18 protein-coding genes are annotated in these 24,635 nt (G+C 67.0%); 5 read left to right on the top strand and 13 right to left on the bottom strand.

The genetic code is table 11. The annotated features are described in order from the left end of the window. The first annotated feature begins 305 nt into the window (after nt 1-305). From L1O02_RS13560 to L1O02_RS13550, 3 genes are all read left to right on the top strand, one after another. Entirely contained in the window at nt 306-1,454 is a 1,149-nt protein-coding gene (locus tag L1O02_RS13560; protein WP_235760067.1) for a PatB family C-S lyase, read from the top strand. A gap of 284 nt (nt 1,455-1,738) precedes the next feature. Continuing rightward, nucleotides 1,739-2,797: an aromatic ring-hydroxylating dioxygenase subunit alpha gene (locus L1O02_RS13555; RefSeq protein WP_102863131.1), complete on the top strand. Its 1,059-nt coding sequence runs from the start codon at nt 1,739-1,741 to the stop codon at nt 2,795-2,797. 59 nt (nt 2,798-2,856) lie between these two features. Next, complete coding sequence (locus L1O02_RS13550) at nt 2,857-3,807, top strand: PDR/VanB family oxidoreductase (RefSeq protein WP_235760066.1); 951 nt, start codon at nt 2,857-2,859, stop codon at nt 3,805-3,807. Nucleotides 3,808-3,984: 177 nt separating this feature from the next. Here L1O02_RS13550 and L1O02_RS13545 read toward each other — a convergent pair whose 3' ends face one another. The 6 genes from L1O02_RS13545 to mdlC all read right to left on the bottom strand — a co-directional run bounded on the left by L1O02_RS13545 (nt 3,985) and on the right by mdlC (nt 11,957). Continuing rightward, a complete protein-coding gene (locus L1O02_RS13545; RefSeq protein ID WP_060839774.1) occupies nt 3,985-4,698 on the bottom strand; it encodes a GntR family transcriptional regulator in 714 nt (237 codons plus the stop codon). Nucleotides 4,699-4,929: 231 nt separating this feature from the next. Further along, on the bottom strand, nt 4,930-6,186 hold the full coding sequence (locus tag L1O02_RS13540) for an OprD family porin (protein ID WP_060839775.1): 1,257 nt from the start codon (nt 6,184-6,186) through the stop codon (nt 4,930-4,932). Nucleotides 6,187-6,305: 119 nt separating this feature from the next. Then, nucleotides 6,306-7,781: an aldehyde dehydrogenase family protein gene (locus L1O02_RS13535; RefSeq protein ID WP_108545492.1), complete on the bottom strand. Its 1,476-nt coding sequence runs from the start codon at nt 7,779-7,781 to the stop codon at nt 6,306-6,308. A gap of 153 nt (nt 7,782-7,934) precedes the next feature. After that, nucleotides 7,935-8,858 (bottom strand): 2-dehydropantoate 2-reductase, encoded by a 924-nt coding sequence (locus L1O02_RS13530; RefSeq protein WP_235760065.1) that lies wholly within the window; start codon nt 8,856-8,858, stop codon nt 7,935-7,937. Nucleotides 8,859-8,896: 38 nt separating this feature from the next. Then, entirely contained in the window at nt 8,897-10,288 is a 1,392-nt protein-coding gene (locus L1O02_RS13525) for an MFS transporter (RefSeq protein WP_060843884.1), read from the bottom strand. Between the two features lie 82 nt (nt 10,289-10,370). Then, entirely contained in the window at nt 10,371-11,957 is a 1,587-nt protein-coding gene (gene mdlC / locus L1O02_RS13520) for a benzoylformate decarboxylase (protein ID WP_235760064.1), read from the bottom strand. A 116-nt stretch (nt 11,958-12,073) separates the two neighbouring features. Here mdlC and L1O02_RS13515 point away from each other — a divergent pair, with 116 nt between their 5' ends. Beyond that, a complete protein-coding gene (locus L1O02_RS13515; RefSeq protein WP_060839780.1) occupies nt 12,074-12,970 on the top strand; it encodes a LysR family transcriptional regulator in 897 nt (298 codons plus the stop codon). Nucleotides 12,971-13,003: 33 nt separating this feature from the next. On the opposite strand, the gene L1O02_RS13510 is transcribed toward L1O02_RS13515, so the two are convergent. The 6 genes from L1O02_RS13510 to L1O02_RS13485 all read right to left on the bottom strand — a co-directional run bounded on the left by L1O02_RS13510 (nt 13,004) and on the right by L1O02_RS13485 (nt 22,391). Then, nucleotides 13,004-14,329: an MFS transporter gene (locus L1O02_RS13510; RefSeq protein WP_060839781.1), complete on the bottom strand. Its 1,326-nt coding sequence runs from the start codon at nt 14,327-14,329 to the stop codon at nt 13,004-13,006. Nucleotides 14,330-14,844: 515 nt separating this feature from the next. Continuing rightward, nucleotides 14,845-16,599, bottom strand: a complete 1,755-nt coding sequence (locus L1O02_RS13505) for an acyl-CoA dehydrogenase (RefSeq protein WP_108545495.1) — start codon at nt 16,597-16,599, stop codon at nt 14,845-14,847. Between the two features lie 59 nt (nt 16,600-16,658). Then, complete coding sequence (locus L1O02_RS13500) at nt 16,659-17,900, bottom strand: thiolase family protein (protein WP_108545496.1); 1,242 nt, start codon at nt 17,898-17,900, stop codon at nt 16,659-16,661. Continuing rightward, the gene (locus L1O02_RS13495; protein ID WP_108545764.1) at nt 17,897-19,780 is read right to left on the bottom strand and encodes a feruloyl-CoA synthase; all 1,884 of its coding nucleotides are present in this window, start codon (nt 19,778-19,780) and stop codon (nt 17,897-17,899) included. Before L1O02_RS13495 ends, L1O02_RS13500 begins: the two co-directional genes overlap by 4 nt. Before the next feature lie 226 nt (nt 19,781-20,006). Continuing rightward, entirely contained in the window at nt 20,007-21,455 is a 1,449-nt protein-coding gene (locus L1O02_RS13490; RefSeq protein WP_108545497.1) for an aldehyde dehydrogenase, read from the bottom strand. A gap of 105 nt (nt 21,456-21,560) precedes the next feature. Continuing rightward, nucleotides 21,561-22,391: a p-hydroxycinnamoyl CoA hydratase/lyase gene (locus tag L1O02_RS13485; protein WP_010567568.1), complete on the bottom strand. Its 831-nt coding sequence runs from the start codon at nt 22,389-22,391 to the stop codon at nt 21,561-21,563. Between the two features lie 207 nt (nt 22,392-22,598). On the opposite strand from L1O02_RS13485, the gene L1O02_RS13480 reads away from it, so the two are divergent. Continuing rightward, the gene (locus L1O02_RS13480) at nt 22,599-23,120 is read left to right on the top strand and encodes a MarR family transcriptional regulator (RefSeq protein ID WP_060839786.1); all 522 of its coding nucleotides are present in this window, start codon (nt 22,599-22,601) and stop codon (nt 23,118-23,120) included. 21 nt (nt 23,121-23,141) lie between these two features. On the opposite strand, the gene L1O02_RS13475 is transcribed toward L1O02_RS13480, so the two are convergent. Continuing rightward, complete coding sequence (locus L1O02_RS13475; protein ID WP_060839787.1) at nt 23,142-24,461, bottom strand: OprD family porin; 1,320 nt, start codon at nt 24,459-24,461, stop codon at nt 23,142-23,144. Nucleotides 24,462-24,635: the final 174 nt, after the last annotated feature.

Here is a 24,635-nt window from a genome sequence, read left to right as displayed (position 1 = left end):
AAGACTTGCAACAACCGCCACACCATATAACAGCGAGTCAAAACCCGACCTAAGAAATACCTTAAAAAACAGCGCAAATACGGCTCAAAAAAAACGCCCTGAACCGAAACATTCGCACTCCAAATCTCCCTATTTAAATAAGCAGGCGTCAGGGCTTGTTGAAGCCGCACCGCGCTCGCCACAAACGCTTGCGACCGCCGTGGGCGACCGGCATGCCGACCAACGGCCCACCCCGTTATTCCCTACCGGATGCCCGCGCAAGCGCTAGAATCTGCGCTACCTTTCCCAGGCGACGAGAGCCGTTCATGAGCTTCGATTTCGATACCCTGCACCCCCGCCATGGCACCGGCAGCACCAAATGGAGCCGCTACCCCGAAGATGTCCTGCCGATGTGGGTGGCCGACATGGACTTCGCCGTGGCCGACGGCATCCTCCAGGCCCTGCGCCAGCGCCTGGAGCACCCGCTGCTGGGCTACAGCGTGGCCCGCGACGAATTGCGCGACGCGGTGGTCGCCGACCTCTGGGACAAGTACGCCTGGCGCGTGCAACCCGACGAACTGATCTTCCTCCCTGGGGTCGAGCCCGGCTTCAACATGGCCCTGCATGCCTTCGTCAAGCCCGGGCAATCGGTGGTGCTGCAGACTCCCAACTATCGCCCGCTGCGCCTGGCCCCGGGCAACTGGGGCCTGGACAAGGTCGAAGTGCCGTTCCAGCTCACCGCCCAGGGCACCTATGCCACCCCCATGGATGCACTGCGCCAGGCCCTGCAAGGCGCCGGGGCGATGCTCCTGAGCAACCCGCACAACCCGCTGGGCAAGGTTTTCCCCCGGGACGAACTGCAAGCGGTGGCCAACGCCTGCCTGGAACAGGGCGCACTGATCATCTCCGACGAGATCCATGCCGAACTGTGCTTCGACGGCCGCCGGCACATTCCCACCGCGTCCCTGAGCCCGGAAATCGCCCGCCGCACCATCACCCTGATGTCGGCCAGCAAGGCCTACAACATCGCCGGGATGAAGACCTGCTTCGCCATCGTCCAGGACCCGGCCACCCGCCTGGCCTTCAACAACGCCCGCGCCGGCATGGTGGACAGCGTCAGCCCCCTGGGCCTGGAGGCGACCCTGGCCGCCCTGACCCACGGCGGCCCCTGGCTGCAGGCGCTGCTCGGCTACCTGCAAGCCAACCGCGACTACCTGCTGCACGCGGTGCAGACCCGCCTGCCGGGCATCCGCATGCACGCGCCCCAGGGCACGTATCTGGCCTGGCTCGATTGCAGCGAGCTGGGGCTGGACGATCCCCATGGCTACTTCCTCAAGGAGGCCAAGGTCGGCCTCAGCGCCGGGCTGGAGTTCGGCGACGACTGCGGGCAATTCGTGCGCCTGAACTTCGGCTGCCCGCGGGCCATGCTCGAAGAAGGCATCCAGCGCCTGCAGGACAGCCTGCAACGGCGCTGATCGCCGCACAAACCCACCCCGCCCGCGCAGCCGCCAGGTTCCCGCCCCTGGCGCTGCGCCCTCCTGGCCGGCCCCCGCAGCCACGCCCCCGCCCTGCCCCGGGCGGTGCGCTGACACGCGCCCAATGGATCCATGAAATTCACGCCAATGGATCCACAAAGCTCTAAAACCTCAAAAATAGCCGATTATCGAACAGAAAATCCGCGTATTCATTTGACACCCCCAGAGCACGAACCCTTTAATGGATCCATTAAATAAAAACAACAAACGCCTGGAGAGACGTCATGTACCCCAAGAACGCCTGGTACGTTGCCTGCACCCCCGATGAATTGCAGGGCAAGCCCCTGGGCCGGCAGATCTGCGGCGAACGAATGGTGTTCTACCGCGCCCACGAAGGCCGGGTAGCCGCCGTCGAGGATTTCTGCCCCCATCGCGGCGCCCCGCTGTCGCTGGGCTATGTCGAGAACGGCAACCTGGTGTGTGGCTACCACGGCCTGGTGATGGGCTGCGACGGCAAGACCGTGGACATGCCCGGCCAGCGGGTACGCGGCTTCCCCTGCAACAAGACCTTCGCCGCGGTCGAGCGCTACGGCTTCATCTGGGTCTGGCCCGGCGACCAGAGCCTGGCCGATCCGGCACTGATCCATCACCTGGAATGGGCCGACAACGAACAGTGGGCCTATGGCGGCGGGTTGTTCCACATCCAGTGCGACTACCGACTGATGATCGACAACCTGATGGACCTGACCCACGAAACCTACGTCCACGCCTCCAGCATCGGCCAGAAGGAGATCGACGAGGCGCCGCCACAGACCACCGTGGACGGCGATCAGGTGGTCACCGCCCGCCATATGCACAACGTCATGCCGCCGCCGTTCTGGCGCATGGCCCTGCGCGGCAACCAGCTGGCCGACGACGTTCCGGTGGACCGCTGGCAGATCTGCCGCTTCAGCCCGCCCAGCCATGTGCTGATCGAAGTCGGCGTGGCCCACGCCGGCCACGGCGGCTACGACGCCCCGGCGGCATTCAAGGCATCGAGCATCGTGGTGGATTTCATCACCCCCGAAAGCGACACCTCGATCTGGTACTTCTGGGGCATGGCGCGCAACTTCAACCCCCAGGACCAGGCCCTCACCGCCAGCATCCGCGAAGGCCAGGGCAAGATCTTCAGCGAAGACCTGGAGATGCTCGAACGCCAGCAGCAGAACCTGCTCGCCCAGCCCCAGCGCAGCCTGCTCAAGCTGAACATCGACGCCGGCGGCGTGCAGTCGCGACGGGTACTGGAACGCCTGATCGCCCAGGAGCGCGAGCCCCGGGAAGCACTGATCGCGGCAAGCCGTTAAGCCCTTCTCCGCCCCCGACAGCCAGCCGGCCCGGATGCGGCCAATGGCGAGGACCGACAATGATCGACGTACTGGTGGTCGCGCGCCACAACGAAGCCCTGGACATCTGCAGCTTCGAACTGGCCACGGCCGACGCAAGCCCCCTGCCCGCCTTCAGCGCCGGCGCCCATATCGACGTGCATCTGGCCAACGGTCTAGTGCGCCAATATTCACTGTGCAACCACCCCGAAGAACGCCACCGCTACGTGATCGGGGTGCTCAAGGATCCAGCCTCGCGAGGCGGCTCAAGCAGCCTGCACCAAGAGCTGGAAGTGGGCACGCGCCTGCGCATCAGCCAGCCGCGCAACCTGTTTGCCCTGGCCCCCGGCGCGCGGCGCAGCCTGCTGTTCGCCGGCGGCATCGGCATTACCCCGATCCTCAGCATGGCCGAGCACCTGGCCCACGGCGGCGCGGATTTCCAGCTGCACTACTGCGCCCGTTCCGCCGAGCGCGCGGCCTTTGTCCCGCGCCTGCGGCAATCGCCTTTCGCCGAGCGGGTCAGCCTGCATTTCGACGAACAGCCCGAGACGGCCCTGGATATCGCGCACGCCCTGGCCGCGCCGCAGGATGATCTGCACCTGTACGTCTGCGGCCCCGGCGGGTTCATGCAACACGTGCTGGACAGCGCCAGGGCCCTGGGCTGGAAGGAACAATGCCTGCACCGCGAGTACTTCAGCTCCGCGCCCGTGGACCACGGCAGCGACGGCAGCTTCGCGGTCAAGCTGGCCAGCAGCGGCCAGGTGTTCCAGGTGCCGGCCGATCGCAGCGTGGTCCAGGTGCTGCAGGACCAGGGCATCGAAGTGGCGATTTCCTGCGAACAAGGGATCTGCGGCACCTGCCTGACCCGGGTGCTGGAGGGTGTACCGGAGCACCGCGACCTGTTCCTCACCGAGGAAGAACAGGCGTGCAACGATCAGTTCACGCCCTGCTGTTCCCGCGCCAAGACCCCGTTACTGGTGCTGGATCTCTAGGCGTTGCACGAAAAGCCCTGATACTCGGTGATGCTGCGTTGAAAACGGTCTTGTGCGCGAGTCCGATCGGAATGCTCATTGACACCCCGTAAAGTCGGACGCGACCCCGGCCGCTCCTCGACCGTTTTCGCCTTGCCTGACCTACATCTCAAAACTGCTCGTACAGAGCCTTGCGCCTCACGGCGAGGGCAGGATCAGCTTCATGCGCTCGTCGGCCACGGCCGAGCCGAAGATCTCGGCGTAGCGCAAGGTGGCGTTGGCATGCTCGCGCATCAGCGCTTCGGCCCGCGCGCCCTGGCCATTGACCAGGGCGTCGAACACCGAATGGTGCTGCATGTGGGCGTAGTTGAAGCGCCGGTATTCCCGGGCCATGTCCTGGCGATCCACCGCCAGGGCGGTGACCGAGGCGAACGGCAGATGGTCGTTGCGCGCCAGGGCATCGGCGATCGCCGGGTTGCCGCTGCCCGCCACGATCACCTGGTGAAACCGCATGTTGAGGTCGTGGTAGACCTCCAGGTCTTCCTCGTTGACGTAACCCTTGTCGAACAGCGCATCGCCCTCGACCAGGCAACGTTCGAGAATCGCCCGGCCCTCGGCCGACAGCCCGCGCTCGGCGGTCTGGCGCGCTGCCAGGCCTTCCAGCACCCCGCGCACCTCCACCGCCCCGGCAATGTCCTCGGCGCTGACCGACCGCACCTGAAAACCGCGACCGCCGAAACGCACCAAGAGGCCTTCCTGCTCCAGGGTGCGAAACGCCATGCGCACCGGCATGCGCGACACCCCGAAGCGCTCGGCGGTAGGCACTTCCATCAAGCGCTCGCCTGCCGCCAGCTCGCCCGAGGCGATCATCTTGCGCAGCGCGACCAGCACCGTTTGACCGGGTTTGCTCATCCGGGCAGCTTCCTTAAAAAAGGTGGGCGGCCATAGTAACGCAAGGCCCGCCACAACACGCCCCCCGACAATACCTGTAGCCGCTGCTGAGCCCGCGAAGCTGCGCAAAGGTCCGCAGGACCTTGCCTGGCGATCTCCCGCCGAACCTGCAGCGCCTTCAAAACCGCCGCGCCTCCTGCGACGAAGTGCCGCCCAGAGCGTTCGCAGCCTGCGGCAGCGGCTACAGGGTTTTCAGAGTGACAAGGGGTAGCTGACGATCAGCCGGGTCTGGTCGAAGTCGCTGTTGAAGCTGCGCCGATTGGTGGCGTTGTTCAGCCGCAGGCTGAGGTTCTTCAAGGTGCCGCTCTGCAGGGTGTAGCCGATCTCGGTATCACGCTCCCACTCATGGCCGTCCTTGCCGGCCTTGGTGGTGGCGTTGTCGCCACGCCCGTAACGCACCATGGCCAGCAGCCCGGGAACCCCGGAAGCGGCAAAGTCATAGTCGTAGCGCAGCTGCCAGGAACGCTCGCCGGCGTTGCTGAAATTGCCGTTGAACATGTCGTTGCCCAGGGTCCGGCCGCTGCTGCCATAGACCGACATCCAGGGGCTGTCGCCGCTGACCTTCTGCACCCCCAGGTACAGCGTGTGCCCGGCCCGCGCGGCGGAAAACAGGCCATAGGCGGTGTGGCTGTCGACCCGGCCGATGCGCGCGCTGCCATCGTCGCGGTCGATGAAGTAGCCCAGGTTGCCCCCCAGCACCCAGTCGCCCAGCGGCTGTTTGTGCTGCAGGTTGAAATAGCTCTGGCGGTAGATGTCCTGCAGTTGCGAATGCCAGGCACCGAACAGGGTGCGCTGCTGGTTGAAGCGGTAGTCGGCGCCCACGTAGTTGAAGCCATCGGACTTCACCCCCGGCGCGGCCCAGGCCGACAGGTCCTGCATGTCCGACGAGTTGCGCAGGCTCACCGCCCGGTACTGCCCGGCCTGCAGGCCCAGGCCGTCGATCTCGCGGGACACCAGCATGGCCCCGCGAAAGGTCTGCGGCAGCAGGCGGCCATCGTCATAGCGCAGCAGCGGCACGTCCGGCAGCAGTTCGCCGAGCTTGAACTCGGTGGCGGAAATCCGCGCCTTCAACGCTGCCCCGGCGCGGCCGAAATTGTCCGCCGCGCGGCCGTCGTCGTGCACCGGCAGCAACTCCGAACCGCTGACCCGGCGGCTGCTGTCGAGCTTGAGGCCGAACAGGCCGATGGCATCCAGGCCAACACCCACGGTGCCCGGGGTGTAGCCGGAGCTGAACTTGAGGATGAAGCCCTGGGCCCACTCCTCGATCTGCCCCTTGGGCGCGTCGTGGTCGCGAAAATCCCGGTTGAAGTAGTAGTTGCGCAGCAGCAGGTCGGTCTTGCTCCCCTCGAAGAAACCGCTGTCCTCGCCAGCCCAGGAAGGGGCGCACAGGCCCGCTGACAGACAAGCCCCGACCAGGGAACGGCAAAGCATCGGATGACGGGTGTTCATTATTATTGTTCTCCGTTTTTCATGGACGCAGCCGTGCCCCGACAGGCCCGTGACGGCCCGTCCATTCACGGATGCTCAAAAACCCGGCCAGGGCGGCCGGGGTTGTTCAGGTCAGCCCGTCAGAAGGGATACTGACGCGGCCGGTGTTGCACGCTGATCCAGTGGTCGCGGGTGAACTCGTCGATCGCCCAGTCGCCGTTGAAGCGCCCCAGCCCGGAGTTCTTCTCGCCACCGAACGGCGCGTTGGCCTCATCGTTCACCGGCACATCGTTGATGTGGGTCATGCCCGCGCGCACCTGGCGGGCGAAGTTCACCCCGCGCTCCAGGCTGCGGGTGAACACCGCGCTGGACAGGCCGAACTCGCTGGCATTGGCCAGCTCCAGGGCATGGGCTTCGTCCCGAGCGCGCAGCAGCCCCACCAGCGGGCCGAAGATCTCATTGCGCGCCAGGTCCATGTCGGCCCCCACCTCGCCGTAGACATGGGGCGCCAGCAGATTGCCGTTCACCCCGCCCTCGTACAGCGGCTCGGCGCCCTGCTCCCGGGCCAGGGCGATCTTGTCCTGCAGGCCCTGCAACTGGCGGGCATTGATCACCGGGCCGATCACCGTCTCCAGCGATTGCGGATCCCCCACCTTGAGTTGCTTGACCCGGGCCACGAAACGCTGGGCAAAGGCTTCGTAGAGCCGCTCATCGACGATGATCCGGTTGATCGCCATGCAGATCTGCCCCTGGTGCAGGAACTTGCCGAACACCGCGGCGTTCACCGCCTGCTCCAGGTCGGCATCGTCGAGCACCACGAACGGGCTGTTGCCCCCCAGCTCCAGGGCCACGTGCTTGAGATGCTCGCCACCACTGGCGATGCGGCCGATACCGCGCCCCACCGGGGTCGAGCCGGTAAAGGTGATCAGCGCCGGCACCGGGTGCTCGACAAAGGCATCGCCAATCTCGCTGCCGGCCCCCACCACCACGCTGAACACCCCGGCGGGCAGCCCCGCTTCCTCGAAGATCCTCGCCAGCAGCAGGCCGCCGCACACCGGGGTATCGCTGGCCGGCTTGACCACCACCGCGTTGCCCAGGGCCAGGGCCGGTGCGATGGAACGCTGGGTCAGGTGCAGCGGAAAGTTCCACGGGCTGATCACCCCCACTACCCCTAGGGCGCTGCGGTACACCCGGCTTTCCTTGCCCGGTACATCGGACTCGACAATCCGCCCATGGACCCGCGCCGGGAACGACGCCGACTCCAGGGTAATGGCCCGCGCCGCGCCCCACTCGGCCAGGGCCTTGATCCGCGTACTGCCGGATTCGCGGATGATCCAGTCGACGATTTCCTCCTGGCGCCGGTCGAAGATCGCCACCGCCCGGTGCAGCACCGCCGCACGCTGCGACGGGCCCAGGGCCGCCCATTGCGGCTGCACCTGGGCGGCCCTGGCGTAGGCCGCATCCAGGTCGCTGCGGTTGGCCTGGGCCACTTCCAGCAACAGCGCGCCATCGTAGGGGTTGGTCACCGCCAGGGTCTTGCCGGCGGCACCGGCGCGCCACTGCCCGGCGATGGGTTGCAGATGCAGATCGCGATAGGCCGCGTTGGATTCACTCATGAACAATCTCCTCAAGAAACAGCATTCATAAACCGATGTGTCGCCCAAAACCCGGCTTGTATGGGGCGGGCTTGTGTAGGAGCTGGCTTGCCAGCGAAGACGCCCGCAACAAGCACACAAGACCCAAGGCCCTGTTCGCCGGCAAGCCGGCGCCTACACGGCGGCGCGTTGCTCGATCAGCCGCAGCAGGCCGAGCAGGGTTTCGGTGTGGGGCACCGCCACCCCCGCCTGCCGCGCCCGGGCCACTACCTGGCCGTTGATCGCGCCGATCTCTGTGGGCCGTCCGGCCAGCACGTCCTGCAGCATCGAGGGCTTGTGGCTGCGGTGGTTGGCCATGGCAAAGGCCACGCTGTCCAGGCAGCGCTGGGCATCCAGCACTATGCCCTGGGCGCCGGCCACGGCCACCACCTCCATGACGATGGCCCGGGCCAGCGCCACGCCTTCCGGCGCCGCGTCCAACTGGCCGACGGTGCAGCCGGTGGCCGCGCAGAGGCTGTTCAGCGCCGCGTTGAAGGCGACCTTCTCCCAGATCGACATCCACACCTCGGGGTCCACCGCGCAACTCAGCCCGGCCGCGTCCAGTACCGCCGCCACTTCAGCGCTGGCCTGGCGCTCACCCTCGTCGAGGGCCAGCACCCGGACCATGCCCTGGCCATGGGAATGCACCTGCCCCGGCCCGAGCAAGTCGGCGGGCCAGTTGGTCATGCCGATCAGCACCTGCTGCGCGGCCACGTGGCGCGACACCGCTTCGGCGTTGCCCAGGCCGTTCTGCAGGGTCAGCACCCGGGTGTGCCGGGTGATATGCCCGGCAACGCTGCGCAAGGCACTGTCGGTGTGCAGGGTCTTGGTGAAGACCAGCAACAGGTCCGGGTGCCCGCTGACCTGTTCCGGACGGCAGGCGTTCAAGCCCCGGATGCGCCGCTCGCCGTGGTCGGTGGCCAGCAACAGGCCGTCGCGCTGGATGGCCGCCAGATGCGCGTCGTTGATATCCAGCAGCGTCACCTGCTGCCCGCTTTCGGCCAGCAGGCCGCCAAACAGCGAACCCATGGCGCCCGCGCCGAGAATGGTGATGTTCATCGAACCTCCTGATGGAATGAGCCTTTCAAGGGCCACGTTCATGACTGGCCCGGCAGGCGCCGGGGAATGTGCCGGCGCACGATCAGCAGCGCGATCAGCGCCATGAGCATCACCGCGCCCAGCAGTGTCAGGTAGCCCTGGGCGCCGCCCCGGGTGATCACCAGGGCCCCGGCGAAGGCACTGAGGATCGCCCCCAGGCGCCCGAAGGCCAGGGCCGAGGCGGTGCCGGTGGCGCGCACGCCGGTGGGGTAGATAAAGGCACACAGCGCATACATGGTGGACTGCACCGCGTTGACGAACAGGCCGTGCACGCCGAAGCCGAAGATCAGCAAGCCGGTGTGCTGATGGATATCCACCCCCTGCAAGGCAAAGGCGCTGGCCGCGCCGCCGGCACAACAGATCAGCAACGGCCAGAACGAGCCCCAGCGGGTGATGGCCACCGCACAGACCAGCGCGCCGATGACCCCGCCGAGGTTGTAGGCGGTCAACCCGGAACCGGCCACCGACAGCTCCAGGCCTTCGGCCAGGAGCATGGTCGGCAGCCAGCTGAAGGCGCTGTAGACCGCGGTCAGGCACATGAAGAAGGCCACCCAGAGGGCCAGGGTGTCGCGCCCGTAGCCCCGGTCGAACAGACTGCGGAAACCGCCCTGCTTCTCGCTCTTCTGCTCCAGGGCATCGCTGTAGCTCACCCCGGCGGCCATGGGCCGGCCCATGCGCCCCAGCAACGCGCTCAACTCCCCCCAGCGCTGCGGTCGGCGCGCCAGAAAGCGCGGCGACTCCGGCAGCGTCACCAGCAACAGCAGGGCGAGCACCATGGGCAGGCTGCCACCGATGAAGAACAAGGTGCGCCAGCCATACAGCGGCAATACCCGGGAGGCAAACAGCCCCGCCAGCATCCCGCCCAGGGGCACGCAGACGATGGTCGCAGTCACCGCCAGGGTGCGCCGCCGCGCCGGAGTGAACTCCGCCGTCACCGTGGTCGCGCTGGGCAGCGCGCCTCCGATGCCCAGGCCGGCGATGAAGCGCAGGACCGCCACCGCCAGCGCATTGGGCGCCAGGCCAATGGCGCAGGTGGCCGCGCCAAACACGAACACGCTGGCGATGACCGCCATGCGCCGGCCGAAACGATCGGCGAACAGTCCGGCACAGGCACTGCCGATGCCCATGCCGATTAGCCCGGCGGCCACCGCCGGGGCGAACGCCTCGCGGGTGATGCCCCATTCCTTGATCATCAGCGGAATGGCAAAACCGATCAGTTGACCGTCGAAGCCGTCCATGACGATGGACAGCGCCGCCAACAGCACCACCAGCTTCTGCATGCCGGTGAAGGGGCCCTGGTCGAGCAAGGTGCCGATGTCGGCATGGGAGGGAGCGCAACGCGCCGACTGGGGCGCATCGTCTATCGCTGCTGTGACCGAAGTCGTGTTCATATCCACCTCTTTTTATTCTTCTGGTGAGTCCGCAAGCTGCGGTGGGCAAGGCCGGGCACCGGGCCCGGCGACAAGGCTGTCTTCAGGGTTCGATGGTCAGGGTCGGCACCTCGATCAGTACCGGGCGCTGGCCCGCCAGGGCCGCGGCAAACGCCTCGGCAAACGCCTCGCGGGTGTTGGCCTGCACCGCGTGCACACCGTAGCCGCGGCCGATGGCGCAGAAGTCCAGGCCCGGCACGTCCAGCCCCGGCGCATCGCTGACCTGCAGCACATCGGCGAACCAGCGCAACGCGCCGTAGGTGCCGTTCTTGAGAATGATGAACACCACCGGGATCTGGTACTGGGCGGCGGTCCACAGCGCGGTGATGCCGTAATTGGCCGAACCGTCGCCGATGATCCCGATCACCCGCCGCTCGGGCCGGGCCAGTTGCACCCCCACCGCCGCCGGCAGGCCGAAGCCCAGGCCGCCAGCCGCCGGAAAGTAGTAACTGCCGGGCTCGCGCATCTCCACCCGCTGCCAGAAGGCACCGACGGTGGAGGTGGATTCCTTGACGTAGATCGCATCCCTGGGCGCCAGCTCGTTGATCACGTCGAACACGGTTTCCGGGCGCAGCAGGCCACCGGCTTCCTCGACCGGCGCCGGTGCCGGCAAGGCTGGCGGCTGCGGCCGGTCGCACTCCGGCAGCGCCCAGACCAGGGCCTGCAAGGTCTCGGCAATGTCCCCTACCAGCGCATCGCCCATGGGCGAGCGTGCCGCTTCGCCGGGGTCGCAAGTGATGTGCAGCAGCTCGCAACCCTCGGGCAGGTAGTCCCCCGGGGCGAACTGGTGGTAACGGAACACCGGGGCGCCCACCACCAGGATCAGGTCATGCTCCGCCAGGCAGCGGCTGATGCCGGCGATGGCCGCCGGCAGCACCCCGCGAAAGCTCGGGTGGCGGGTCGGGAACGGGCAACGGGACGCAGACGGCGCGACCCAGGCCGGCATGCCGAGTCTTTCCGCCAGTTGCACCGCCAGGTGGTTGCTCTGGCTGCCGTCCACATCCGGCCCCAGCACCAACACCGGGTTGCGCGCCGCCACCAGACGCTGCACCAGCTGGCGCAATTGCGCCGCCGAAGGCAGCCCGGCCGTGGCCACCTGGCGCCGGGCCAGGTGCTCGACCCCGGCCGGGGCGGCGCGGCCCCAGTCGTCGTAGGGAATCGACAGGTACACCGGGCCCTTGGGCGCCTGGTTGGCCATGTGGATGGCCTGGCTCAGGGCCCGGGGCACATCCTCGGCGCAAGCCGGTTCATGGCTCCACTTGACCAGGGGCTTGGGCAACTGCGCGGCATCGACATTGGCCAGCATGGCTTCGACGCCGATCATCGAGCGCACCTGCTGGCCGGCGGTGATCACCAGCGGGCTGTGGGAGTACCAGGCATTAGTCAGCGCGCCCATGCCGTTGCCGGTGCCGGCCGCCGCATGCAGGTTGACGAACGCCGGCTGGCCGCTGGCCAGGGCGAAGCCGTCGGCCATGCCGACCACCGCGCCTTCATGCAGGCCGAGGATGTAGCGGAAGTCTTCGGGAAACCCTTTGAGAAAGGGCAACTCGTTGGAACCCGGGTTACCGAACACCGTGGTCAGGCCGTGTTGCCGGAGGATGTCGTAGGAAGCGCTATGGACGGTTTTCATAGGGACCTTTGCCGCTGCTTTTTTAGAATTTGAGTTACTCTTGCAGCCGCGATGAAATTGATCAAATCGATACTATTTCTATTAAAAATAAGATCCATCTATATCCATGAGGCAGCATGAGCCACATCGATCTGAACCTGATCCGCACCTTCGTCACCCTCTACGAAGCCCGCAGCGTGACCCTGGCCGCCGAGCGCCTGTTCGTCACCCAGCCCTCGGTCAGCTACGCCCTGGCGCGGCTGCGGGACCTGTTCGACGACGGCCTGTTCAGCCGCAGCCGCGACGGCATCCAGCCCAGCCAACTGGCCGATGAGCTGTACCCGCCCCTGCGCGAATCCCTGACGCGGATCGAAAACACCGTGCACAGCACCCGGCACTTCGACCCGGCGACCACCGAGCGACGCTTTCGCATCGCCCTCTCCGACCTCGGCGAAATGGGCTTTCTGCCGCTGATCCTGGCGCGCCTGAACCAGCAGGCCCCGGAGGCCGAAGTCGAGGTCCTGCCGCTGCAGGTGGACCAGGCCGGCGAATGGCTCGGCAGCGCCAAGGTCGACGCGCTGATCTGCCGCAAGCCCCTGACCGGCACCCGCAGCCAGGTACTGATCCGCGAGCGCTACGTGTGCCTGCTCAGCGACCGCCACCCGCGCATCGGCGAACACCTGAGCCTGGAACAGTTCCTCGCCGAACGGCACATCGCCGTGACCCGCACCACCGGCCACGGCAGCGTCGAGGACGTGCTCAAGCAGATGAACGCCACGCGCCGCATCAGCCTGCAGGTGCCGCACTTCTCGGTGCTGCCCAAGGTCCTGCCCGGCACCGACCTGCTGGCGGTGCTGCCGGCGCAGATCGCCCGCCTGTTCACCCTCGAAGGCGGCCTGCGGCAACTGGAGCTGCCGTTCCCGGTGGGGGAGTTCGACGTGTCCCTGCACTGGCACCCCAACAGCGACAGCTCCGCCGCCCTGACCTGGTTCCGCCAGACCGTGGCCGCGGCGATCATCGACGGCCAGGCGTGAAGCGGCGCCCGCGGGCGCATCCGGTTGCGCAGGCTAGGCCAGGGCCGCTTGCGCCTGCGGCGGCGCCGGGCGCAGCAGCAACAGGCAAGCCGCCGCCAGCACGAAGACCACGGCAAACACCCCGTACAGGTGCAGCGGCTGCCAGCCGGCATCCAGCAGCACCCCGGCCACCGTCGGCGAGACAATCGCGCCGATGCGCCCGATGCCGATCCCCCAGCCCACCCCGGTAGCCCGCACCGAAGCGTCGTAGACCACCGGCGACAAGGCATACAGCCCGGCCACGCAGCCGTTGGCGAACAGCCCGATCAGCAGCCCCAGGCCCAGGGCCGCGGCAATCGACGAGGCGCTGCCGACAAACAGCACCAGGAGCCCGGCGGTCACCAGCATGAACAGCGACAGCACCCGGGTCAGCGGCCAGCGCGAAGACAAGCCGCCGATCAGCGCCGCGCCGAAGATCCCGCCGACACTCAGCAGCACCCCGCCGGTGATCCCCTGCTGCGCCGAAAGCCCGGCGGCCACCAGCAGTTTCGGGGTCCAGCTCATGACGAAGTAGAAGCCGAACATCACCAGGAAAAACAACAGCCAGATCAGCAGTGTGGTGCGCCGCATCGGCCCGGCGAACAGCTGGCCGAAGCCGCTGCCGGCGCCCTCCTCGCGCAGCGCCGCCGCGGGCAGCCGCGCCAGCGTCGGGTGCCCCAGGCGCTGGGCCAGGCGATTGACCCGCGGCAGCGCATCGGCCGGGCGTCGGGCCAGGAGAAAGTCCAGGGATTCAGGGAGCCAGAGCAGCACCAGGGGGATCACCAGCAAGGTGACGACGCCGCCAAACACAAACACCGAGCGCCAGCCCCAGTGGCTCAGCAGCCACACCGCCAGCAAGCCGCCCAGGGTCGCCCCCAGGGCATAGCCGGTGGATTGCAGGCTCACCGCCAGCCCCCGCCAGCGGCGGCTGGCGTATTCGGCGGCGATCACGTTGCTGCTGGCCAGGATGCCGCCGATGCCCAAGCCGGTCAGGCCGCGCAACAACGCCAGTTGCAACGGACTCTGGCTGGTGGCCGAAAGCAGCATGCCGACACCGGACAGCAACAGGCACCCCAGAATCAGCGGCCGGCGCCCGAAGCGATCGGCCCAGGGCGCGATAAACAGCGAACCGCCGGCCATGCCGAACAACCCGGCACTGAGCAGCAGGCCGATCTGCGCTCCGTTGAGTTGCCACTCGGCGGACACCGAGGCGGCAGTGAAGGCCATCACCAGCACATCGAAGCCGTCGATCATGTTGAGGACGATGCAGATACCGATCGCCAGGCACTGGAACGCACCCATCGGCCCCTGATCGAGCCGTTGCTTGAGATCACCGTTCATGGCCGCACCTGCCGTTCGGCCACGAGCCGAAGCGCAACACCCAGCGAACCTGTGCACACAGACAGCCAGCGCGCGCCAGCCAGGTGGCTGCACGCCGTCGAAAAGACATTCATGACGAAACCCTTTTTGTTGTTTTTATTGCGGACGGTCAGGAGGGCTCCTGCCATCGCCAGGTCGCCAATAAAGCGCTTAATGGATCCATTAGCAAGGGATAAGCCGGCTGAAAAGGCTGCTCAAAAACCCCTTGGCCAGCCATGGACGGGGTCAATTTCCATAAGGATCAAACGCTTAGGTGCCCGACACGGCGCCGGGATTAGCGGGCGATTATCGGCCAACCAAGCATGTGGCGAGGGAGCTTGCTCCCGTTCGATGGCGCAGCCATCGCACAGCCTGCGGGTGCGGTAGGCCTGGAAACGCTCGCCGGCCAGCGATGGGGGCGCTGCGCACCCCAGCGGGAGCAAGCTCCCTCGCCACAAGGTTTGCCCCCTTGATTGGATCCAATAACCTGCATCACCTCAGATAAAGGCCAACCCTGCCCGGGCGTTGCGCACCGCCGTCATCCGCTGTTCGACCTGGGGAAACAGGTAGCTGAAAAAGAACCCCGCCGTCTCCAGCTTGGCCCCACGCAGCGGGTCGCCCTCGGGCAGCCTGCGCGACACCCGTGCCGCCCGGGTCCAGGCCAGTGCCAGCAGGCTCAGGCCACACAACGCCAGAAAATCCCCGGCCGCGCGATACGGGTACTCGGCATCCTCCAGCGCCCACTGCTGCACCTGGGCCACCAGTGCCTGCAACGCCTCGGCCAGATCCGCCAACGACCGGGCGAACCCCGCGCACTCGGGCACCTGGGCGCTGTGCCCGGCCTCATCGCGCAATTGCTCAAGCAACAGCGCGAAGCCCTGCCCGCCATCCCCCAGCACCTTGCGCAACAGCAGGTCGTTGGCCTGAATCTCGTTGCTGCCTTCGTAGATCATGGCGATGCGGCTGTCGCGCAAGGTCTGCTCGATGGCGAACTCGGCGACGTAGCCGTAGCCGCCGAAGACCTGCAAGGCGTTGCTGGCCTGACGAAAGCCCTGCTCGGTAAAGAAGGCCTTGATGATCGGCGTCAGCAGCTGCGCCAGTTGATCGGCCTGGCGCCGGACCTGGGGCTCAGGGTGATGTTCGGCCTCATCCAGCAGGTGCGCAGCCCAATAACCGATGGCCCGCAAGCCCTCGCTGGTGGCGCGCAATTCCAACAGCACGCGGCGCATGGCCGGGTGGTAGCGAATCGGGTCGGCGGCCTGGGCGGCGACACCGGCGGGGCGCAATGGCGCACGCATCTGTTGGCGTTCGCCAGCGTAGTCGCGGGCGTTCTGCCACGCCGCTTCGACATGCCCCAGGCCCTGCAGGCCCACGTGCAGGCGCGCCGAATTCATCATCACGAACATCGCCGCCAGGCCGCGATGGGCCTCGCCCACCAACCAGCCCTGGGCCGCCTCGAACACCAGGGAACAGGTGGCGCTGCCCTTGATCCCCATCTTGTGTTCGATGCCGTCGCAGCGCACGCCGTTGCCCTGGCCCCGCTCCAGGCGCTTGGGCACCAGGAACAGCGAGATCCCGCGGCTGCCCTCCGGCGCGCCCGGCAGCCGGGCCAGCACCAGGTGCAGGATGTTGTCGGTGAGGTCATGCTCGCCGCCGGAAATGAACAGCTTGCTGCCGCTGAGGCGATAGCTGCCGTCGGCCTGGGGCTCGGCGCGACAGCGCAACAGGCCGACATCACTGCCGGCCTGGGGCTCGGTCAGGCACATGGTGGGCAGGCTTGCGCCGCTGATGATCCCCGGCAGGTAGCGCTCCTGGAGCCAGGGCGCGCCGTGGGTCTTGAGGCACAGGTAGGCGCCGTGGGCGATGCCGGTGTACATGGCCCAGGCGTGGTTGCTGGCATAGAGCATCTCTTGCAGCGCCGCGTCCAGCAGTTGCGGCAGGCCCTGGCCACCCAGGGCTTCGGCGCAAGCCAGGGCCGGCCAGCCGCCCTCGACATAGGCCCGGTAGGCCTCGGCAAACCCCTGCGGGGTGCTGACCTGCCCGTCCGCCCACCGGCAGCCCTGGCGATCGCCGCTGGCGTTCAGCGGCGCCAGCACGTCCTGGCTGAAACGCCCGGCCTGCTCCAGCACCTGCAGCGCCAAGGGCAGGTCCAGCGCCTCGAACGCCGGGCTCCGACGCCACGCCTCGGGGGCCTCCAGCCAGTGCTCAAGGACAAATTGCATATCGCGCAGCGGCGCCTGGTAGCTCCACATGGGGACACCTCATCGAGTAGAAATAGAATGACCCGCCAGGGGCGGCGGGCCGGTCGGGCTCAGCCGCGCCAGGCCGGGTTTTCGATCAGCAGCGCCATGCCCTGGCCGCCTCCCACGCAGGCGGCGGCGATTCCGTAGCGCAGGTTGTGCTCGCGCAGTTGCCGGGCCAGGGTCAGCACCAGGCGCAGGCCGCTGGCGGCCAGGGGGTGCCCCAGGGCCAGGGAGCCGCCCCGTGCATTCAGGCGGTCACTGTCCAGCTCCAGCTCCCGGGCCACGGCCAGCACCTGGGCCGCCTGAGCCTCGTTGATTTCAATGCGGCCCACCTGTTCCAGGCTCAGGCCGCTGCGCTGCAAGAGCAGGCGGATTGCCGGAGCCGGGCCGATGCCCATGCACTCCGGCGCCACCCCGACCACCGCGCTGGCCCGCAACAGCGCCAGGGGCGTCGTGCTGCAGGCCGACGCCCGCCCAACCAGGGCCGCCGCCGCGCCATCGACCACCGCGCAACTGTTGCCGGCGGTCTGCACCCCGCCCTCGTGGATCGTCCGCAAGCGCGCCAGGGCAGACAACTCACTGGGACGCGGATGACTGTCCCGGCTGACCGTCTCGACACCCCGTGGCAGGCGAATGCCGCGCGGTCGATAGCCGTCGAGTTCGAAAGCTTGCTGGCTTACGGCGACGATTTCCGGCGCGAACCAGCCCGCCTGCTGCGCCGCCAGGGCCCGCTGATGGCTGGCGCAGGCATAGCCGTCCACGGCTTCGCGGGTCAGGCCATAACGCCGCGCCAGATTGTCGGCGGTGGCGATCATGTCCAGCCCCGGCGCCGGGTCGTACAGCGCCTCCCATAAGAAGTCCTTGAACTGCACCGCCGCCCCCAGGCGAAAGCCGCCGCGATGGGTGTAGGCGGCAATCGGGTTGCGCGACATCGATTCACTGGCCACGCACAACGCCAGTTGCACCTCGCCCCGCAGCTGCTCGGCCGCCTGGCGCAACAGCTCGAAACCGGTGGCGCAGATGCGCTGCACCCCCAGGGCCGGCACCGCTTGCCCGACGCCGCTGTACAGGCCGATGTGCCGGGGCAGCAGGTAGGCGTCGAAACTGGCCTGGGCCATGGAGCCGGCCAGCACGCTGTCCACCGCCCGGGCATCGATGCCGGCGCGCAGCAGTACCTCGCGGCCGACCTTGATCCCCAGATCGATCGGCGAGATCTCCGCCAGGTCCCCGCCAAGGTCGACCCAGGGCGTGCGCAACGCCTCAAGGATCGCCACATCGGCAAACTCGCTGTACTGCCCGGCACCGTTCATGGCTTGGGCTCGGCGCGCAGGATCGACGGTTCGCGGCCGCGATACAGGTCCTCGACCTGCTCGGCGCGCCACTGCAACACCGCGCGCTGGTTGATCGAGCCCTTGTCGGTGATTTCCCCGCGGTCGATGGACGCCGGCTCCACCTGCAGGGCGATCCACTCCAGGCGGCTGGCGTTGCCGCTGGCCTCGCGGTTCAGGCGCTGCAACCAGTCGCCGAACCACTGGCGCACCGGCGCGCTGGCCAGCACCTGGGCATCGCTGGCCTCGGCGCCCAGCGCCGCCAGCCGCCGGCATTCATACAGCCGCGGGAACACCAGGGCCCCCAGGCACTCGCGGTCCGGGGCGGCCACCACCAGGTCCTGGACATAGGGCGAGCCTTCGAGCACCGCGCGATTGCGCAGCGGGCCGACGCTGACAAAGACCCCGGACGACAACTTGAAATCCTCGGCAATGCGCCCGTCGAACATCAGCCCCAGCTGCGGGTCCTGGGGGTCGGCGAGCTTGAGCGCATCCCCCGAGCAATAGAAGCCCTGGGCGTCGAACACTTCGGCGGTCTGCTGCGCCGCGCGCCAGTAGCCGGGCATGATGTGCGGCCCGCGAAAGCGCCCTTCGAGCTTGCCGTCCACCGGCACCAGGCGCACTTCGCACCCCGGCGCCGGCAGGCCGATGTAGCCGGCCATCGACAGCGGCCCGGTGGTGAAGGTGCAGGACGGCGCGGCCTCGGTCATGCCGAGCCCGGCCATCATGCGGATGCGTTCGCCGCAATGCTGCTCGGCGACCCGATCGAGACGGTCCCAGACACTTTGCGACAGCCCGGCGGCGGCGAAGAAGAACAGGCTCATGCGCTTGAAAAAACACTCGCGCAGCTCGGCGTCCTGCTCCAGGGCGTTGACCAGCTCCTCCCAGCCCTTGGGCACGGTCAGGTAGGCGGTGGGCGAGATCTCCTTGAGGTTGCGCAAGGTCTCGGCGAAGCCCTGGGCCGTGGGCTTGCCGTCGTCCAGATAAAAACTGCCGCCGTTGTAGAGCACGATGCCGACGTTATGGCTGCCACCGAAGGTGTGGTTCCAGGGCAGCCAGTCCACCAGCACCGGCGGCTCTTCGCCGAACACCGGGAAGGTCTGCAACAGCATCTGCTGATTGGCGCAGAGCATACGCTGGGTGGTGATCACCGCCTTGGGCAGCTTGGTCGAGCCCGAGGTGAAGAGAAACTTGGCGATGCTGTCCGGCCCGGTGGCGGCAAAGGCCGCATCGGCCTCGGCCCCACCGGGCTCGGCCAGCAGGCTGGCGAAGCTCGCCTGGCGTCGCCCCGGCACCTGGCCACGCACGCAGATCAGCGGCGTCTCGGGGGGCAGCACCGCGTCGATGGCCCGCTGGTAGGCGCCAGCATCGCTGACAAACACCAGCCCCGGCTGCAACAGATCGCAGACGTGGCGCAGCTTGGCAAAGTCCTGGGACAACAGCGAATAGGCCGGCGACACCGGGCAATAGGGAATCCCGGCGTACATCGCGCCCAGGGCCAGTTGCAGGTGTTCGATGTCATTGCCCGAAAGCAGCGCCAGCGGCTTGTCGGCCGACAACCCGTAGCCGAGCAGGCCCTGGGCGATGGCGCGCACGCTGTCGAGCATCTGCCCATAGCTGACCCGGCGCCAATCGCCGCCGGCCTCGCGCGCGGCAATGAAGGTCTGCTCGGGGCGCACCCGGGCCCAGTGCACCAGGCGATCGAGCAAGCGCTGCGGCAAGGGCGCCAGGGGTTCCAGGGAGCGCATGTGCAACACGCCCTGCTCTTCACTGACGGCAACCGCCGGCCGGCCGATGGACACCTGGCGGTAACGCGGCGGCTCGGCCGCGGGTGGGGATGGCGCTCTGAATTGGCAACTCACGTACATGTCCTCCATCAAGGCACGCCTGCGCCGCGCACGCAGGGCGACGGCTGGCAAGCGTGGCAGCCGGGGGCTGCGGCCTTGTTATTGTTATGCCCTGCCTGCACACGGGCCGCGTGCTCAAGAACCTGCTTGCGATCTGCTGCGCTTGGCTGACGCGGCGTTAAAAAGCGTTGTTCGCCAGATCGAAAGCCGGTTCAGAGGGCACCGCGCCCGTGGCGACGGATCAGATCGGGTAGTGCCGCGGGCCGTTCTGCAAGGTGACCCAGCGCAATTGGGTGAAGTGTTCGATCGAGGCCTTGCCGCCAAAACTGCCGTAGCCGCTGGACTTGACGCCGCCAAACGGCATCTGCGCCTCGTCGTGCACGGTGGGCCCGTTGATGTGGCAGATGCCCGACTCGACCCGTTGCGCCAGGGCCAGGGCCCGCCCGGTATCGCGGCTGAAAATCGCCGCCGACAGGCCGAACTCGGAGTCGTTGGCCAGACGCAGCAACTCTTCATCGCCGCTGCCGCGCAGCAGCACCGCCACCGGTCCGAAGGACTCCTCGCGGTACAGGCGCATCGATGCGGTGACGCCGTCGAGCAGGGTCGGCTGCAGAATGCTGCCGTCCAGTTGCCCGCCGACCACCAGCCGCGCGCCCTGCTCCAGGGCATCGTCGATCAGTGCCCGGATACGCGTGCCGGCGCTGGCATCCACCAGCGAACCGAGCACCGAATCTGCGGCCGCCGGGTCGCCGGCGCGCAGGCTCTCGACCTTGGCCGCCAGCTTGGCGACGAAGGCATCGGCCACCTTGGCATCGACGATCAGGCGCTCGGTGGACATGCAGATCTGTCCCTGGTTGAAGTAGGCGCCAAACGCCGCGGCCGCGACGGCCGCATCCAGGTCGGCATCGTCCAGCACCAGCAGCGGCGCCTTGCCGCCCAGCTCCAGCAAGGCCGGCTTGAGGTGGCGCGCCGCAAGCTCGCCGACAATCCGCCCGACATGGGTCGAACCGGTGAAGTTGACCCGGCGCACCGCCGGGTTGGCGATCAGCCGCTCGACAATCGCCGCGGCATCGGCCGGGGCATTGCTGATGACGTTGACCACGCCATCGCCCAGGCCGGCGTCCTGCAGCACCTGGCCGATCAGGCGATGCACCGCCGGGCTCAGTTCGGAAGCCTTGAGCACCACGCTGTTGCCACAGGCCAGGGGCATGGCGATGGCCCGGGTGGCGAGAATCACCGGGGCGTTCCACGGGGCGATGCCCAGCACCACGCCACAGGGTTGGCGCAGGGCCATGGCGAAACTGCCGGGAACATCCGAGGGAATGACTTCGCCGTTGATCTGGGTGGTCATCGACGCCGCTTCACGCAGCATGTTGGCCGCCAGGCGCACGTTGAAGGCGTACCAGTTGGCCATGGCCCCGGTCTCGCCGGCGGCGGCGATGAATTCGTCGCTCCGGGCCTGCAATTGCTCGGCGGCCCTGAGCAGGCGGCTGCGGCGTTCGTTGGGGGCCAGGGCCGCCCAGGCGGGGAATGCGGCCTGGGCCGCGGCCACGGCGGCGTCGGCATCGTCCAGGGTCGCGGCGGCCACGCGCGATACCACCGCGCCGGTCACCGGGTTGCGGCGTTCGAAGGTTCGACCGTCGCCGGCGGGGCGCGACTGGCCACCGATCAGCAGGGGCACGTCCAGCATGGTGATTCCTCTTGTTGTCTTTGTCGGGAATGCAGCGCAGCGGTGTAACAGTAAGGCCAGGGGCATGGCGAACGGCGGGATGGGCCCGCCGTTCGCCGGCCGGGCTCAGCGTTTATACGCCTGCAGGCCGGGCTTGATGCTCTTGTCGTCAAGAAACTGCTTCATGCCCTGCTCGCGGCCGCCTTCGGTGTCCAAAAGGCGCGACTGATCGAGCTTGGCGTACAGGTAGTCTTCGTTCTGCTCCCAGGTCAGCTCGCGGCAACGCTTGAAGCCATGCTTGGCGGCACGCAGCACCACCGGGTTTTTCTCCAGCAGATTGCGCGCCAGTTCGATGGTGACTTCACGCAGTTGCGCCAGGGGCACGCTTTCATTGACCAGGCCCATCTCGGCGGCTTTCTGCCCGCCAAAGGTCTTGCCGGTCATGATGTAGTACAGCGACTGGCGATGGCCGACGGTGTCGGCCATGGCCTTGCTCACCAGGTTGCCCGGCGGGATGCCCCAGTTGATTTCCGAGAGGCCGAAGGTCGCCTCATCGGCGCAGATCGCCAGGTCGCAGGCCACCAGCGGGCTGAAGCCGCCACCGAAGCACCAGCCGTTGACCATGGCGATGGTCGGCTTGGCGTACATGCGCAGCAGTTTCCACTGCCACTGGGAGGCTTCGCGACGGATTTTTTCCTGAAGAATCTCCGGGCCGGCATCCACCTCGCGAAAGTACTCCTTGAGGTCCATGCCGGCGGTCCAGGCTTCACCGGCGCCAGTCAGCACCAAAACGCCGGCGGCCGGGTCCTGCTCCAGGGTTTCCAGCACGTCGATCATTTCCCGGTTCAGGGTCGGGCTCATGGCGTTGCGTTTTTCCGGGCGATTGAGGATGACCCAGGCAATGCCCTCTTCGATTTCGACCTTGACCGTTGTCCAGCGACCTTCGTAGTTGCTCATGGCGATGCTCTCTTGTTCTGGCTTGAAGATGGGTCGAAATTAAACCGCAAAAATAGTTATGTCAATTAACTATTAATTTGATTAACCATTTTTCTTCACCGCGGAAAAATCCTTCTGCAACGCCTGCCAACACAGGCAAACGTAGCTATCAGCGGCCGACCCCGGCAAACTGGATAGCCTTGTTAACCGACCCAGGATGTTTTTGTCATGGCCAAGCCCGCTCCCCTCGCCGACCCGCGCGAGGCCCCACCCGCCAACGCCGAGGTCCAGGCGCCGCTGGATTCGGCCCTGGACGAACTGATTGGCTACGCCATGCGTCGCGCCCAGCTCAAGCTGTTCCAGAACCTGATCGGCCGGCTCTCGGTCCACGACCTGCGGCCCGCGCAGTTCTCGGCCCTGGCGATCATCGACAGCAACCCGGGGCTGATGCAGGCCGACCTGGCTCGCGCCCTGGCCATCGAGCCGCCGCAAGTGGTGCCCCTGCTCAACAAACTGGAAAGCCGCGCGCTGGCGGTACGGGTGCGCTGCAAGCCGGACAAGCGCTCCTACGGGATTTTCCTCAGCAAGACCGGCGAAACCCTGCTCAAGGAGCTCAAGCAGATCGCCGCGCAAAGCGACGTCGACGCCACGTCGGCCTTGAGTGGCGAGGAACGCGAAGAACTGCTGCGCCTGCTGAAGAAGGTTTACCAGGACCAAAGCCAAGGTGCCGGCACAGGGCCGGCACGCTGAGGCGGCAAGGTGCTTGCGGGCCTACCAGATCGGCAAGGTGTAGAGCACCAGGAAGCGGGTCTGGTTTTCATCGCGGAACGCCGCGCCCGCCGGAAAATCATTGCGATAGATCGACTTGCGCGCCACCAGCCCGAGGTTCTTCAACGGACCGCTCTGCAGCACGTACCCCAACTCCATCTGAAACTCGCGCTCCTTGCGGTCGCTGGCGTTGAAGGCCGCCAGCTCGATATGGTCGCCGCGCACGTAACGCAGCCGACTCTTGAGCCCGGGCAGGCCGGAGGCGGCAAAGTCATAGTCGTAGATGGCTTGCCAGGTGCGCTCCTTGGCGTTGAGAAAGTCCGAACTCATGGTCAGCTCGCTCATGCCCATCAACTCGGTGCCGGAGATGTAGGGCGTGGCCGTGTCGCCGCTGGAATGCATGTAGCCCAGGCTCACCCGGTGCCCGCCGAACTTGTAGCCGAACAGCGCCGAGAGGTTGCGGTTGTCGACCCGACCGGCCTTGGCGCTGCCGTCTTCCCGGCTGAAAAAACTGCGCAGGTCGCTGCTCAGCACGCCATCGCCCAGGGGCAGGTTGTGCAACAGGGCCAGGGTGTCCTGCTGGTAGAGGTCGGCCACCTGGGCGTGATAGGCGCGCAGACCGAGGTCCTTGTTGACCTGGTAGTCGCCCCCCAGGTACGCCAGGTGCGAGGTGCTGGCCGTGGCATTGAAACGCCGGTTGGGCGAGGCAATGGTCATGGCCTGGTAATCGGTGGAGTCGCGCTTGTTGATGCGATCGATGTAGCCGGTGTTGAGGGTCAGGCCGTCGATGTCCCTGGAGCTCAGGGTGGTGCCGCGAAAGGTCTGCGGCAGCAGGCGCGACGGGCTGGCAAAGGCGAACGGCAGGAAGATCGAGACATCGCCGGTCTTCACCGTGGTCTGGGCAAAGCGCAGTTTGGCGGTGGGCGCCAGCCGCGAGTATTCATCCGCGGCGCGCTTGTCGCTGGCCGACACCGGCAGCAGTTCGGTGCCGCTGCGGTCCGGCGAGGAGTCGAGCTTGACCCCCAGCAGCCCGCGCACATCCAGGCCGAAACCGACGGGGCCCTCGGTGAACCCCGACTCCATGTTCATGATGAAACCCTGCGCCCATTCCCGGGCGGCGGTCTTCGCCCCATCGTCCTTGTAGTCGCGATCCAGGTAGTAATTGCGCAGGGTCAGGGTGCCGTGGCTGTCGTCGATAAAACCCGCCGCCCGGACTGGGCCGGACAACAGGCTCAAGCCCAGCAAGGCCAGAGCCAGCCGCGTGGGGAGACTGGGCACACAGGAAGCTGACGCCGCAACGGCGTTGGTGGGGAGATTTGGCATGTCCGATGTCCATTTTTTGTTGTTGTTTTAGGGGGCGAACGAGGGCCTGGCAGCCGACGTCGCGGACAGAGAATGGAAACAGCCCAAGCCTGACGTCAACCGCAAACGACCGATAATCGAACATTAATAATATTATCTATTTTTACAGGAAATCATTATTGATAGTTTATCTAT

Source organism: Pseudomonas sp. BC42 (assembly GCF_021560055.1).
GTDB lineage: Bacteria > Pseudomonadota > Gammaproteobacteria > Pseudomonadales > Pseudomonadaceae > Aquipseudomonas.
Note: the sequence above shows the minus strand (reverse complement) of the source record. Positions and strands in the feature narration are given on the sequence as shown.

Coding starts and splice junctions, on each gene's coding strand:
- L1O02_RS13525 (WP_060843884.1), bottom strand. CDS start 10,288: ATGAACACGACTTCGGTCACAGCAGCGATAGACGATGCGCCCCAGTCG.
- L1O02_RS13535 (WP_108545492.1), bottom strand. CDS start 7,781: ATGAGTGAATCCAACGCGGCCTATCGCGATCTGCATCTGCAACCCATC.
- L1O02_RS13500 (WP_108545496.1), bottom strand. CDS start 17,900: ATGAACGGTGCCGGGCAGTACAGCGAGTTTGCCGATGTGGCGATCCTT.
- L1O02_RS13510 (WP_060839781.1), bottom strand. CDS start 14,329: ATGAACGGTGATCTCAAGCAACGGCTCGATCAGGGGCCGATGGGTGCG.
- L1O02_RS13540 (WP_060839775.1), bottom strand. CDS start 6,186: ATGAACACCCGTCATCCGATGCTTTGCCGTTCCCTGGTCGGGGCTTGT.
- mdlC (WP_235760064.1), bottom strand. CDS start 11,957: ATGAAAACCGTCCATAGCGCTTCCTACGACATCCTCCGGCAACACGGC.
- L1O02_RS13485 (WP_010567568.1), bottom strand. CDS start 22,391: ATGAGCAACTACGAAGGTCGCTGGACAACGGTCAAGGTCGAAATCGAA.
- L1O02_RS13475 (WP_060839787.1), bottom strand. CDS start 24,461: ATGCCAAATCTCCCCACCAACGCCGTTGCGGCGTCAGCTTCCTGTGTG.
- L1O02_RS13555 (WP_102863131.1), top strand. CDS start 1,739: ATGTACCCCAAGAACGCCTGGTACGTTGCCTGCACCCCCGATGAATTG.
- L1O02_RS13480 (WP_060839786.1), top strand. CDS start 22,599: ATGGCCAAGCCCGCTCCCCTCGCCGACCCGCGCGAGGCCCCACCCGCC.
- L1O02_RS13530 (WP_235760065.1), bottom strand. CDS start 8,858: ATGAACATCACCATTCTCGGCGCGGGCGCCATGGGTTCGCTGTTTGGC.
- L1O02_RS13505 (WP_108545495.1), bottom strand. CDS start 16,599: ATGTGGAGCTACCAGGCGCCGCTGCGCGATATGCAATTTGTCCTTGAG.
- L1O02_RS13515 (WP_060839780.1), top strand. CDS start 12,074: ATGAGCCACATCGATCTGAACCTGATCCGCACCTTCGTCACCCTCTAC.
- L1O02_RS13550 (WP_235760066.1), top strand. CDS start 2,857: ATGATCGACGTACTGGTGGTCGCGCGCCACAACGAAGCCCTGGACATC.
- L1O02_RS13560 (WP_235760067.1), top strand. CDS start 306: ATGAGCTTCGATTTCGATACCCTGCACCCCCGCCATGGCACCGGCAGC.
- L1O02_RS13490 (WP_108545497.1), bottom strand. CDS start 21,455: ATGCTGGACGTGCCCCTGCTGATCGGTGGCCAGTCGCGCCCCGCCGGC.
- L1O02_RS13545 (WP_060839774.1), bottom strand. CDS start 4,698: ATGAGCAAACCCGGTCAAACGGTGCTGGTCGCGCTGCGCAAGATGATC.